The organism is Halomonas binhaiensis (assembly GCF_008329985.2).
Taxonomy (GTDB): domain Bacteria; phylum Pseudomonadota; class Gammaproteobacteria; order Pseudomonadales; family Halomonadaceae; genus Halomonas; species Halomonas binhaiensis.
Genome location: NZ_CP038437.2, coordinates 1933845 through 1948025, shown reverse-complemented (window position 1 = coordinate 1948025; position 14181 = coordinate 1933845). Strand labels below are relative to the sequence as shown.

Genomic DNA, 14181 nt, shown 5'->3' with positions numbered 1-14181 from the left:
TCAGCATAAGCGAAGGAAAGCCGATGAATCTCTACGACCCTCCCTCCCCCGCAAGGCAGTATAGGGCGCTGGGAATATCAACACTGGCATTCACCTTGTGTTTTGCCGTCTGGACCCTGTTCTCGATCATTGGCATTCAAATAAAGGAGGACTTCGGTCTTTCCGACACCCAACTCGGCTTGCTGATGGCAACACCGGTACTGACCGGCTCCATCAGCCGCTTGTTTCTCGGTGTCCTGACTGATCGCTTCGGTGGCCGTTGGGTATTCAGTCTGTTAATGCTGGCCACAGCCACTTGTGTCTATCTACTGACCTTTGCCAACAGCTATCCCATGCTGCTGGTCGGTGCCCTTGGTGTAGGCCTGGCGGGAGGATCCTTCATCGTTGGTGTGGCGTACACCTCGACCTGGTTCGACAAGGAACACCAGGGCACGGCACTGGGTATTTTCGGTGCTGGCAATGTCGGGGCGGCGGTTACCAACTTTGGAGCTCCCTTCCTGTTGCTGGCTGCTGGCTGGAAAGGAACGGCACTGGTCTATGCCACAGTGCTCGCCATCATGGGAGTGGCGTTTTTCCTGTTCGCTCAGAATGATCCCGCACGCCAGAAGAGCCTCGGACAGCAGCCCACGCTGGTCGAACAGCTCGCTCCGCTCGGCGATATTCGCGTATGGCGCTTCTCGCTATATTACTTCTTTGTCTTTGGCGCCTTCGTTGCCCTGGCATTGTGGCTTCCTCACTATCTGATTGAAGTCTATGGCCTGGGCCTGGCAGAAGCCGGCATCGTTGCTGCGCTGTATACCATCCCGGCTTCGCTGTTTCGTGTTCTCGGTGGTTGGCTATCGGATCGTTATGGTGCTCGCCGGGTAATGTATTGGACCTTCATTGCCTCATTCGTCTGCCTGTTCCTGCTCAGCTATCCACCGACAGAGTACATTGTCGCGGGCGTTCATGGTCCGGTGACATTCTCTTTCGCCATGCCATTGATGGGCTTCATTTTCTTGACCATGGTGCTGGGATTCTTCATGTCCCTGGGCAAGGCAGCAGTATTCAAGCATATTCCCATCTACTACCCAAAGAGTGTCGGTATCGTCGGGGGCATGGTGGGTATGGTGGGCGGCCTGGGCGGCTTCTTCCTGCCTCTGACCTTCGGCATGCTCAACGATGTCATCGGTATCTGGCAAAGCTGCTTCATGCTGCTGTTTGTTATCGTCGTCGCCGCCCTTGCCTGGATGCACTATGCCATTCTCCGGGCTGAGCGCATCGAGATTCGTGACCGCTGTGAATCCACTGACCTGCCCGAACTATCCACGCCATCGCGCTTCGTGCTGACAAAATGGTTCCCCGAGAATGAAGCGTTCTGGGCCAGCACTGGCAAGCGTATTGCCACCCGCAACCTATGGATCTCGATCCCCTGCCTATTGCTGGCCTTCTCGATATGGATGGTGTGGTCCGTCGTCGTTGCCAAGCTGCCCCAGGTCGGCTTCAACTACAGCTCCAACCAGCTATTCTGGCTAGCCGCCCTGCCTGGCCTTTCCGGTGCCACCTTCCGCGTGTTCTACAGTTTCATGGTGCCGATCTTCGGTGGACGCCGCTTCACGGCCATTTCCACTGCCTCGCTGTTGCTGCCTGCTATCTGGATCGGTTTCGCCGTGCAGAACCCTGACACCCCTTATCTGGTGATGGCCATCCTCGCCCTGCTGTGTGGCTTCGGTGGCGGCAACTTCGCCTCGAGCATGGCCAACATTTCCTTCTTCTATCCCAAGCATGAGAAAGGCAAGGCGCTGGCCATGAATGCAGGCCTGGGCAATCTCGGTGTATCGGTGATGCAGTTCCTGGTGCCCCTGGTGATCTCCACCGGCATGTTCACCTTTGTCACTGGCCAAGGCCAGACCACTGGTAACGGTGGAGAACTGTGGCTACAGAATGCGGGTTTCATTTGGGTACCGCTGATCGCGCTTTGCAGCGTGGCCGCCTGGTTCGGCATGAACGACATTGCCAGTGCCAAGGCTTCCTTCAAGGAACAGGCCGTCATCTTCAAGCGCAAGCATAACTGGCTGATGTGTATTCTCTACACAGGCACCTTCGGCAGCTTCATTGGCTTTTCTGCAGCCTTCCCATTGCTGACCAAGACCCAGTTCCCCGAGGTCGATGCTCTCAAGTTCGCTTTCCTCGGCCCGCTGGTCGGTGCTCTGAGCCGCGCCTGGAGTGGCGGCCTGTCTGATCGTTTTGGTGGCGCCAAGGTCACCTTCTGGACCTTCATCACCATGATTGCCGGCGTTATGGGAGTGATGTATTTCCTCTCCAACAAGGATGCCAGCTTCGGTTTCTACGGCTTCTTCGCCTCTTTCATGCTGCTGTTCCTCGCAACGGGAGTCGGCAACGCCAGTACCTTCCAGATGATTCCAGCGATCTTCCGCGAGGAAGTGGCACGCTTGATGCCTCACCTGCCTCCAGAAGAGCAGCTTCCTCATGCCGAGCGCGAGTCAGCAGCCATCATCGGCTTTACCTCCGCCATTGCTGCCTATGGCGCTTTCTTCATTCCCAAGTCCTTCGGCACCTCGATCGACCTTACCGGAGGCGTGAGTGCGGCACTCACCGGCTTCATCGTGTTCTACGCCGCCTGCATGGTACTGACCTGGTTCTACTACAGCCGCAAAGGCGCAGAGATTCGCTTTGAGACAACACAACCAGTAGCTCCTGCTGCTGAAGATAACGGCGTCAAGACCGTTCATTCCTAGGATCGCCACCCGGGTCGCCCAATGAAGGGCGACCAAATGAGGAGAAGAGCCATAATGAGCCACTTTCTCGACCGACTGAAATATCTGACTAAACGCCCCCCGCAGTTTGCTGATGGTCATGGCGAGACTCGTGATGAATCCCGAGACTGGGAAGATGGCTACCGTGCCCGCTGGCAGCACGATAAAGTCGTGCGCTCGACCCATGGGGTCAACTGCACCGGATCGTGCAGTTGGAAGATTTACGTCAAGAACGGACTGGTCACCTGGGAAACCCAGCAGACCGACTATCCCCGCACCCGCGCCGACCTGCCCAACCACGAGCCGCGCGGCTGCCCCCGCGGCGCCAGCTACTCCTGGTATCTGTATAGCGCCAACCGCCTCAAGTACCCGCTGATTCGTCAGGAACTGGTCAGGCTCTGGCGGCGTGCTCTAGAGAAACATGCTGACCCAGTAGATGCCTGGGCCTCCATCGTCGAGGATCCGATTCTGGCCAGCCAGTACAAGCGTGCCCGCGGCATGGGTGGCTTCGTGCGCAGCGACTGGGACGAAGTCCAGACACTGATCGCCGCCTCCAATGTCTACACGGTCAAGACCTTCGGCCCCGACCGTGTCATCGGCTTCTCGCCGATTCCGGCCATGTCGATGGTCTCCTATGCCGCCGGTGCCCGTTACCTATCGCTGATTGGCGGCGCATGCCTGTCGTTCTACGACTGGTACTGCGACCTGCCGCCCTCCTCTCCCCAGACCTGGGGCGAGCAGACCGATGTGCCGGAATCCGCAGACTGGTACAACTCCGGATATATCATTGCCTGGGGCTCCAATGTGCCCCAGACCCGTACCCCGGATGCGCACTTCTTCACCGAGGTCCGCTACAAGGGCACCAAGACCGTCTCGATCACTCCGGATTACGCCGAGGTCTCCAAGCTCACTGACGAGTGGCTGTCGGCCAAGCAAGGGACCGATGCTGCCCTGGCCATCGCCATGGGACATGTGATCCTCAAGGAATTTCACCTCGACAACCCCAGCAGCTACTTCACCGACTATGTCCGCCGCTACACCGACATGCCGTGTCTGGTGCAACTTGAACAGCGTGAAGATGGCAGCTATGTGCCGGGGCGCCAGTTGCGTGCGGCAGACTTCGACGCCAACCTCGGCCAGTCCAACAACCCCGAATGGAAGACCGTTGCCTGGGACGAGAAGCGCGACCAACTGGTGGTTCCGCTCGGCTCGATTGGTTTCCGTTGGGGCGAGGATGGTGAGAAAGGCAAGTGGAACCTCGAAGCGCTGGATGCCGATGGCAAGGACACGCAACTATGCCTGAGCCTGGCCGATAACCACGACAGCGTTGCTCGTGTGGCCTTCCCCTACTTCGGCGGCATCGAGCATGAGCACTTCAACCATGTCGAAGGCAACGAGATCCTGCATCACTGCCTGCCGGCCAAGCGCCTGAAACTGGCCGATGGCAGCGATACGCTCGCGGTGACAGTGTTCGACCTGATGTGTGCCAACTACGGTATCGACCGTGGTTTCGGCGCCGAAGGTGAGGACGATGGTGCCACCCGCTTCGACCAGGTGCGCCCCTATACACCGGCCTGGCAAGAGAAGATCACCGGGGTCAGTGCCGCCCAGTGCACCCGTATCGCCCGTGAGTTCGCTACCAACGCCGACAAGACCAACGGTCGCAGCATGATCATCGTCGGTGCCGGAATGAACCACTGGTACCACATGGACATGAACTACCGTGGCTTGATCAACATGTTGATCCTGTGCGGCTGTGTCGGTCAGAGCGGCGGTGGCTGGTCCCACTATGTCGGCCAGGAAAAACTGCGCCCACAGACCGGCTGGACCCCGCTGGCCTTCGGCCTCGATTGGCAGCGCCCGCCGCGTCACATGAACGGCACCTCGTTCTTCTACAATCACTCCAGTCAGTGGCGCTACGAGAAGCTCCAGGTCAAGGAGATCCTCTCGCCGCTGGCCGATCCTTCTCGCTACTCCGGTAGCCTGATCGACTTCAATGTGCGCTCTGAGCGCATGGGCTGGCTGCCCTCCGCTCCACAGCTGGGCACTAATCCGCTGCACCTGGCCAAGGCGGCTGCCGACGCCGGCAAGTCCACCGCCGACTACACCGTCGACCTGCTCAAGCAGGGCAGCCTCGGCTTTGCCGCCGAAGACCCGGACAACCCGCAGAACTTCCCGCGCAACATGTTCATCTGGCGCTCCAACCTGCTAGGCAGCTCGGGCAAGGGCCATGAGTACATGCTCAAGTACTTGCTGGGTACCCGTCATGGTGTACAGGGCAAGGATTTGGGACAGACCGGCGCGACGCTACCGGAAGAGGTCGTGTGGCATGAAGAAGCACCTGAGGGCAAGGTCGACCTGCTGACCACACTGGACTTCCGCATGTCCACCACCTGCCTGTACTCGGATATCGTGCTGCCAACGGCCACCTGGTACGAGAAGGACGATCTCAATACTTCGGACATGCACCCCTTCATTCACCCGCTGACCGCCGCCACTGATCCGGCCTGGGAAGCACGCAGTGACTGGGATATCTACAAGGGCATCGCGAAGAAGTTCTCTGAGGTCTGTGTTGGCCACCTCGGTGAAGAAACCGACCTGGTGACCCTGCCGCTGCAGCATGACACGCCGTCCGAGCTGGCCCAGCCTGACGTGCGGGACTGGAAGAAAGGCGAGTGCGAGCCGATCCCCGGCAAGACCATGCCCAGCCTGATCGAGGTCAAGCGCAACTACCCCGAGACCTACGAGCGCTTCACTTCGGTGGGCCCGCTGCTGGAAAGCATCGGCAACGGCGGTAAGGGCATCAGTTGGAACACCGACAAGGAAGTCGAGCTGCTGCGTGGTCTCAACCACGTCAAGCTCGACGGCCCGGCCAAAGGCCAGCCACAGATCGACACCGCTATCGATGCGGCCGAGATGATCCTGTCGCTGGCCCCGGAAACCAACGGCCAGGTGGCGGTCAAGGCCTGGGAAGCGTTGTCGAAGATCACCGGTCGCGACCACACCCACCTGGCACACCCCAAGGAAGAGGAAAAGATCCGCTTCCGTGATGTAGTGGCCCAGCCGCGCAAGATCATCTCCAGCCCCACCTGGTCAGGTCTGGAAGACGAGCATGTGTCCTATAACGCTGGCTATACCAATGTGCATGAACTCATTCCATGGCGCACCGTGTCCGGTCGTCAGCAGTTCTATCAGGACCACGCCTGGATGCGTGACTTCGGCGAGAGCCTGCTGGTCTACCGCCCGCCGATCGACACTCGTGCCACCCGCAGCCTGGCTGAGCCCAAATCCAACGGCAATCCGGAAATCGCGCTCAACTGGATCACGCCGCACCAGAAATGGGGTATCCACTCGACCTACTCTGACAACCTGCTGATGCAGACCCTGTCGCGTGGCGGCCCCATCGTGTGGCTGTCCGAGGATGATGCTCGCGCCATCGGCGTCGAAGACAACGACTGGATCGAACTGTACAACGCCAACGGCGCCATCGCCGCCCGTGCCGTGGTCAGCCAGCGCGTCAAGAACGGCATGGCGATGATGTACCACGCCCAGGAACGGATCCTCAACATGCCGGGCTCCGAGGTCACCGGTACCCGTGGCGGCATCCACAACTCGGTGACCCGAGTGTGCCCCAAACCGACCCACATGATTGGCGGCTACGGCCAGTTGTCCTACGGCTTCAACTACTACGGCACCGTGGGCTCCAACCGCGATGAATTCGTCATCGTGCGACGCATGAAGAACATCGACTGGCTCGACGGAGAAGGCAACGACAGCGTACAGGAGGCCGTCAAATGAAGATCCGTTCCCAAGTGGGCATGGTGCTAAACCTCGACAAGTGTATTGGCTGTCACACCTGCTCGATCACTTGCAAGAACGTCTGGACCAGTCGTGAAGGCGTGGAATATGCCTGGTTCAACAACGTCGAGACCAAACCCGGCATCGGTTATCCCAAGGAGTGGGAAAACCAGCAACGCTGGAAAGGCGGCTGGCTCCGGCGCAAAGACGGTCGCATCGAGCCACGCATCGGTGGCAAGTGGCGGGTGCTGGCGAATATCTTCGCCAACCCTGACCTGCCGGAGATTGACGACTATTACGAGCCATTCACCTTCGACTATCAGCACCTGCATCAGGCCAAGGCGGGGGAGCATCAGCCCACCGCTCGCCCGCGCTCACTGATTTCGGGCCAGCGCATGAACAAGGTCGAATGGGGCCCGAACTGGGAGGAAATTCTCGGTACCGAGTTCGCCAAGCGTCGCAAGGACAGCAACTTCGACCGGATCCAGGCCGACATCTACGGCCAGTTCGAGAACACCTTCATGATGTACCTGCCTCGCCTGTGTGAGCACTGCCTCAACCCGGCGTGCGTGGCGTCCTGCCCCAGCGGTGCAATCTACAAGCGCGAGGAAGACGGCATTGTACTGATCGACCAGGACAAGTGCCGGGGCTGGCGGATGTGCGTATCCGGCTGTCCGTACAAGAAGATCTACTACAACTGGAAGTCCGGCAAGTCCGAGAAGTGCATCTTCTGCTACCCACGTATCGAGTCTGGCCAGCCGACCATATGTTCTGAAACCTGCGTTGGACGCATTCGTTACCTCGGCGTACTGCTCTATGACGCCGACCGTATCGAAGAAGTGGCCTCCGCAGAAGATGAGCGCGATCTGTACCAACGCCAGTGCGAGATCTTCCTCGACCCCTTCGACCCCGAGGTCATCGCTCAAGCAAAGCGCGACGGCATCACCGACAACGTGATCAAGGCCGCCCAGCAGTCACCGGTGTACAAGCTGGCCATGGACTGGCAGCTGGCGTTGCCGCTGCACCCGGAATACCGCACCCTGCCGATGGTCTGGTATGTGCCACCGCTGTCGCCAATCCAGTCGGCAGTCGATGCTGGCCATGTCGAGCACAAGGGCATCCTGCCCGACGTGGAATCGTTGCGGATTCCGGTCAAGTACCTCGCCAACATGCTCACTGCAGGAGACGAGAAGCCGGTAGTGCTGGCCCTCAAGCGCATGATCGCCATGCGTGAGTACATGCGCGGCAAACATGTCGATGGTGAACAGCGTCTGGATGTGCTGGAAGAGGTTGGCCTCAGCGAAGCCCAGGTCGAGGACATGTATCGCTATCTGGCCATCGCCAACTACGAGGACCGCTTCGTGATCCCGACCAGCCATCGCGAACTGGCCCGTGACGCCTTCCCCGAGCGTGGCGGCTGCGGCTTCACCTTCGGTAATGGCTGCCAGGGCGGCTCCAGTGACACCAGCCTGTTCGGCGGACGCAAGCAGACCACCACTCTGGTCGAAGTCGAACAGTACGACCCGAGCCACCCTGAAGTGAAGGAGATCAATCATGGCTGAATCCTTCGCCCGAGGCATGCGTGCATTGGCACGCATGCTCGACTATCCCGACCGGGAAATGGTCGAGTCATTACCCGATATCGCCGTCGCACTCAGAGCCATGCAGATGCCTCCCAGCGCTCCCCGCCAGGCCCTCCTTGACTGGTGTGCCCGTCTGGCGGCCGGGTCCTTGCTCGACCTCCAAGCGGCCTACGTTGCCCAGTTCGACCGTGGACGCGCAACCTCTCTTCTGCTGTTCGAGCATGTTCATGGCGAGTCACGCGACCGTGGCCAGGCCATGGTCGACCTGCTGGCCGAATACGAGAGCGCTGGCTTCGCCATTGGACAACGCGAGCTTCCTGACCATCTGCCTTTGCTGCTGGAGTTTCTGTCCACTCGCCCGGAACAGGATGTAGCCAACTGGCTAGGCGAGATCCGCCATATTCTGGCCCTGCTGGCAGCACGCCTGGAAGAGCGTGAATGCGACTATGCGCTGGTTCCTCGCACCCTGCTCTGCCTGATCGGTGCAGAAACGGACATCGACACCCTGAGCGAGGATGTCAGCCAGGAACCGGCAGACAATACCCCCGCCGCCATTGATGCCGTGTGGGAGGAAGAAGCCGTGCGCTTCAGTGCGAAATCAGACCAGGACTGCGCCTTGCAATCCGCTGAAGGCCGACGCTTGGCCGAACGTCGCCAGCAGGTGCAAGCGGAAACCGTTCGCCTGCCCGAATCCTCGCAGCCCTCTTCGACTGGAGGCCTATCATGAGTTACCTTCACACCCTGCTGTTCGGCCTCTATCCCTATGTGGCCGGTGTTGTCTTTCTCGTCGGCAGCCTGCTGCGTTTCGACCATGGCCAGTACACCTGGAAAACCGGTTCAAGCCAGATGCTGTCATCGAAGCACATGCGCCTGGCAAGTCCCTTGTTCCACATCGGCATCCTGGTGATCTTCTTCGGCCACCTGGTAGGTCTGCTGACACCGCACTGGGTCTATGCCCCCTTCATCAGTGCCGGCAACAAGCAAATCATGGCCATACTGATCGGCGGCATCGCTGGAGTGATGTGTCTAGTAGGCGGCGCCATGCTGATGTACCGCCGCTTCACCGACCCACGAGTCAAGGCATCTTCCAGCTTCAGCGACAACCTGATCATTGTGCTGCTGGTGGTGCAAGTGACCCTGGGGCTACTGACCATTCCGGCCGCCATGCATCACCTCGATGGCGGCGTGATGCTCAAGCTGGCCGACTGGGCCCAGGCCATTGTGTTCTTCCAGGGCAGCGCAGCGTCTCATCTTGAAGGTCTGGGGTTCATCTACCACATCCACATCTTCATCGGCCTGACCATCGTCCTGATTTTCCCCTTCACTCGTCTGGTACATGTGTGGAGCGCCCCTCTGGGCTATCTCGGTCGCCGCTACCAGATCGTGAGACGCCGTAGTGCAGGAGACCACTGATGCAGAGCATTCCGCTGGAGACCTTACCAACCACTTTCCCCACCATTCAGGTGGGGGATGTGCAGATCGAGGAAAGCGCCATTGCTGGCGAGATGCAGTTTCACCCTGCTGCCAGTCGTGAGGCCGCAGCCATTGCGGCGGCCCGCGCCCTGGTCATTCAGCAGTTACTTCGTCAACAGGCCGCCCACCAGAACCGGCAGCCTGCAGATGAAGTGTGTGAAAGCGAGATCGCCGCCATGCTGGAACGTGAACTGGCGGTGCCCGAGCCTGACGATAATGCCTGCCGGCGCTACCACGCGGCTCACCCTGAACGTTTCAGCCATCCGCCTCGCTTCAAGGTGCGCCACATCCTGCTTGCCGCTGCGCCGGATGATACCAGTGCCAGAGATACGGAATTTCAACGTGCCGAACGACTGATCGATGAGCTCAAGGCAACCCCTGAGCGCTTTACGGAACTCGCCCAGCGCCACTCACGCTGCCCTTCCGCCATGGAAGGAGGAGGACTGGGCTGGTTGATTCCGGGCCAGACCGTCGAGGAGCTGGATCGGGCCCTGGTGTTCCTGCCGATGGGTCTGCACGATCGCCCGCTGCCATCGCGCTATGGCTGGCACGTAGTGCATGTGGATGCACGCGAAGAGGCCAAGACTCTGGAATGGGAAGACGTGGTCGAGCATGTGCGTCATGAGTTGCGTGAACAAGCCACACGCATGGCCCTTCGCCATTATCTGCTGGAGTTGGAGAGCCGAATTGGCGTCAAGGGGTTCTCACTGGCCGAGTCTGAGCCGGACAGTGTGCTGATCCAATGAGATGGCCAACCATTCCATCTGAGCCAGTACATCTAAACCAGTACATCTGAGCCAGTACATCTGAGCCAGTACATCTCACGAGCCACCATTCCGGTGGCTCGTGAGAGCCTCTCATCAACGTAGCATTTCATCAATGTGGCGTTTGCGTATCCAAATGCTCGTCCAACACAGGTACTTCGATGTCCTGCCTGCATGGAGCTAGACATGTCTCATCATTCCCGCCAACTCGATTTCATCTCGCTGGGCATTGCCGTACTGACCGTATCTGATACTCGCAGCATTGATGAGGATGATAGCGGTGCCTTGCTCATCGACCGCCTGCAGAGTGCCGGACATCACCTGGTCGAACGCACCATCGTCAAGGACGATATCTATCATATCCGCGCCCAGGTCAGCCGCTGGGTGGTCGACGAGGAAGTCCAGGTCATATTGGTCGACGGTGGTACCGGCTTCACTGCTCGCGACAGTACCCCAGAAGCCTTGCTGCCATTGTTCGACAAGGTGATCGAAGGTTATGGAGAGCTGTTCCGCCAGATATCTTTCCAACAGGTTGGTACATCGACGATCCAGTCCCGGGCCATTGCTGGGATCATCGATCAGACCGTGGTATTCGCCATGCCCGGCTCCCCCAAGGCCTGCGCCACTGCCTGGGATGACATCATTGCCGCCCAACTGGATGCCCGTACCCGCCCCTGCAACTTCGTCGCCATGGTGGTCAAGGATATTCAGCGCTGCGGCTCACGCTCGACCATTGCCGAGTCATGATCATGGTCCTGAATAGCAGAAGACCCCATATCGCCTACGGCAATGGGGTCTTCACTTCAGCATTCAGTGTTCAGATTGGTACACGGCCTGACTCAAATTCAAGCCGCATAGCGTGCCACGGACAAGCCATCCGGGTTGATTGCCGGCTGGCGGCCATCCACCAGATCAGCCAGTAACTGAGCGCTGCCGCAGCTCATTGTCCAGCCGAGTGTGCCATGGCCAGTATTGAGCCATAGATTGTCGTATTTGGTGGCGCCAATGATCGGCGTCGAATCCGGCGTCATCGGGCGCAGCCCCGTCCAGAATTCCGCCTGAGCCAGATCACCACCTTCCGGGAAGACATCACGCACGACCATGGCAATGGTGGCGCGGCGCTTTTCTGCCAGGCTCAGATCATAGGATGCCAACTCCGCCGTGCCCCCGACGCGAATGCGATTGTCGAAGCGGGAGATGGCGACCTTGAACGTCTCGTCCATCACCGTGGACTGCGGTGCACCACCATCATCAATCACCGGCAGTGTCAGGCTGTAGCCCTTGACTGGATAGATCGGCAAGCGAATATCAAGGTCGCGGGCCAGGAATGGAGAGTAACTGCCCAAGGCCATGACATAACTGTCCGCCGTCAACTTGCCTGCGCTGGTATGCACTGCCTCCACACGACCGGACACCCGAGTCAGACGCTCGATAGTGGTGTTGAACAGGAAAGTCACACCCAGCGTCTCGCGACAGTAGTCAGCCAGGCGGTTGGTAAACAGATGGCAATCGCCAGTCTGGTCATCAGGCAGATGCAGGCCACCGACAAACTTGCCGGGAACCCGGGCCAGGGCCGGTTCTATGGCAGTCAGCTCATCAGCGCCCAACAGCTTGTGACGAACGCCACACTGCGCCAGAACTTGCATGTCCTTGTCCGCTGCCGCCACTTGCTTGTCGTTACGGAACAGCTGCAACAGACCACGCTGACGATCCTCATAGCGAATTCCGGTCTCAGCACGCAGCGCATCGATGCACATGCGGCTATGCTCGGCTACTCGCACCATGCGCTCCTTGTTGGTCGCATAGCTTTCAGGATTGCAGTTGCCCAGCATCTTCATCATGAAGCGGGCCATGGTCGGGTCCATGCGCGGCTGAATCTTGAGCGGAGCATGCTCCTGGAACATCCACTTGACGGCCTTCTGTGGAATGCCAGGGGCAGCCCATGGCGAGGAAAAGCCGAATGACACCTGGCCGGCGTTACCGTAGCTGGTTTCCATTGCCGGTGACGGCTGGCGGTCTACTACCGTTACCTCATGTCCCTGGCGAGCCAGATAGTATGCGCTGGTCACACCCACGACGCCTGCACCAAGTACCAATATCTTCATCTCGCCGCTCCTGTTTTATTACCTGTTCGTTGTCACTGACGGGGCATCAATGACATGTTGCCGATTTCAGGAAAACATCGGGCCAGAGAAGCTGGCCTCATCGATGGCGGCGAGTATAGAGGCACAAACTAAGTTTATTATTCTGTTTTTATCGTTATTTATAGCAATAGAAAATGATTTTTCACCATACTCTTCTGTATAAAACTAAAAAATCATCAAGATTTAGATTAATCCACTTATACGACTTTGGTCGCGCCTTGCTCCGCCTTTTGATACTTGGGTCCAGCCAGTGTCCTTTGCAGCAACAGGAACGCGGCGGCTCCCGCCAGTACATTGCCAAATGCCGCTCCCAGCCCCAGTCCGGCCAGGTTGCCAAACAGCGTCACGCCAAGCCACAGGCATGGCAGATAACAGATGAACAGGCGCGTCGCTGACAGCAGCATGGCCCTGAGCGGCCAGCCCAGCGCATTACCGGCAGAGACGACCAGCATGCATACCCCAAGGGCTGCATAGCTCGGTAGCAGGAAGCGAATCAACACCACCAGATCGCTGCGCACCTCCGGGTTGCCTGCCAGCACCTGGGCCAGCCAAGGAGCCAGCAATGCCATACAGATACCCAAGGAAAGCTGCCAGATCACCACGACCTTGAGGGTCAGGCGAAGCAGGCGGCGTATCTGGTTCCAGTCACCTGCGCCATAGCAACGCCCCAGCCATGGAGGAAGCGACATGGTCAGCGCCAGCACCACCATCAAGGACACGGTTTCCAGACGGCCAGCCAACCCCCATGCCGCAACCGCAGATTCGCCCAACTTGGCAACCAGATAGATGGCCAGCATTGCCGCCAGAGGCGGCATTAGTTGCCCTGCCATCGCTGGTCCGGCGACACCTGCAAAAGCACCGGATGAAGCACGCCATTCCTGCTTCAAGCCAGAAAATGCCAGCCAGTCAAGCTTCACCAGGCGCACGCCCAGCACACCGGCTGCCACGACAAATGCGCCAACTGTTGCCCAGGCCGCTCCCGCCAGGCCCAGTCCATCCCAGCTCCCGACACCGAAGATCAACAGTGGATCCAGCACCAGATTGAGCAGACTGGTGAGCACCATCATGCTGCCGGGAACGCGAGTATTACCGTGGGAGCGGAACAAGCTGTATGCGAAATAGACGATTGCCATTCCCCAGGCAGCCAACAACTGCGGTGCCCAGTAGTCATGTATCATCTCGCGGGTAGGGGCATCAGCACCCAACGTAGTGAATACGGGTTCCTGCACCACCCACAGCAACACACACAGAACACCGATCACTGCCGTGCCCAGAGCCATTACCAGCGTTCCCAGGCGTCGCGCCCGCAACTCCTCCCCAGCCCCAAGGGCGCGCGAGATCAGCGCAGCAATGGCAATGCCGATACCCACCTGCACACCAATGATCAGAAACGTCAGCGGGAAGGTAAACGACTGTGCTGCCAAGGGTGATGTACCCAAGCGGGCAATGAACGCCGAATCAACCAACTGGAAGCCCAGCAACGACAGCACACCAATCGCCATTGGCCAAGTCTGGCGCCATAATTGCCTCCCCAGCCGAGAGTCAGTTTGCGATGGATCCACGTAATTCCCCTATTCATGCCTGGCATTCTGGATAAAGCCAGGCCATATATTGACGCACAAACCCCCATTCCTTGTGGGAATGGGGGTTTGGTGAACCAGCC

Annotated in this window: 9 protein-coding genes; 7 read left to right on the top strand and 2 right to left on the bottom strand. The window is 59.0% G+C overall.

Annotated features, from left to right (window positions below):
• The first annotated feature begins 23 nt into the window (after window positions 1-23).
• From E4T21_RS08480 to moaB, 7 genes are all read left to right on the top strand, one after another.
• A complete protein-coding gene (locus E4T21_RS08480) occupies window positions 24-2738 on the top strand; it encodes a nitrate/nitrite transporter (protein ID WP_149284582.1) in 2715 nt (904 codons plus the stop codon).
• 54 nt (window positions 2739-2792) lie between these two features.
• Entirely contained in the window at window positions 2793-6554 is a 3762-nt protein-coding gene (locus E4T21_RS08475) for a nitrate reductase subunit alpha (RefSeq protein ID WP_149284581.1), read from the top strand.
• Window positions 6551-8116: a nitrate reductase subunit beta gene (narH, locus tag E4T21_RS08470; RefSeq protein WP_149284580.1), complete on the top strand. Its 1566-nt coding sequence runs from the start codon at window positions 6551-6553 to the stop codon at window positions 8114-8116. Before E4T21_RS08475 ends, narH begins: the two co-directional genes overlap by 4 nt.
• Window positions 8109-8864: a nitrate reductase molybdenum cofactor assembly chaperone gene (gene narJ, locus E4T21_RS08465; RefSeq protein ID WP_149284579.1), complete on the top strand. Its 756-nt coding sequence runs from the start codon at window positions 8109-8111 to the stop codon at window positions 8862-8864. Before narH ends, narJ begins: the two co-directional genes overlap by 8 nt.
• Window positions 8861-9550: a respiratory nitrate reductase subunit gamma gene (gene narI, locus E4T21_RS08460; RefSeq protein WP_149284578.1), complete on the top strand. Its 690-nt coding sequence runs from the start codon at window positions 8861-8863 to the stop codon at window positions 9548-9550. The genes narJ and narI overlap by 4 nt, the downstream gene beginning before the upstream one ends.
• Window positions 9550-10356: a peptidylprolyl isomerase gene (locus E4T21_RS08455; RefSeq protein WP_149284577.1), complete on the top strand. Its 807-nt coding sequence runs from the start codon at window positions 9550-9552 to the stop codon at window positions 10354-10356. The genes narI and E4T21_RS08455 overlap by 1 nt, the downstream gene beginning before the upstream one ends.
• 204 nt (window positions 10357-10560) lie before the next feature.
• Complete coding sequence (gene moaB, locus E4T21_RS08450; RefSeq protein WP_149284576.1) at window positions 10561-11121, top strand: molybdenum cofactor biosynthesis protein B; 561 nt, start codon at window positions 10561-10563, stop codon at window positions 11119-11121.
• A 98-nt stretch (window positions 11122-11219) separates the two neighbouring features.
• Here the strand turns inward: moaB and E4T21_RS08445 are convergent, their stop codons facing one another.
• Complete coding sequence (locus E4T21_RS08445; protein ID WP_149284575.1) at window positions 11220-12479, bottom strand: D-amino acid dehydrogenase; 1260 nt, start codon at window positions 12477-12479, stop codon at window positions 11220-11222.
• Between the two features lie 236 nt (window positions 12480-12715).
• Complete coding sequence (locus E4T21_RS08440) at window positions 12716-14020, bottom strand: MATE family efflux transporter (RefSeq protein ID WP_149287113.1); 1305 nt, start codon at window positions 14018-14020, stop codon at window positions 12716-12718.
• Window positions 14021-14181: the final 161 nt, after the last annotated feature.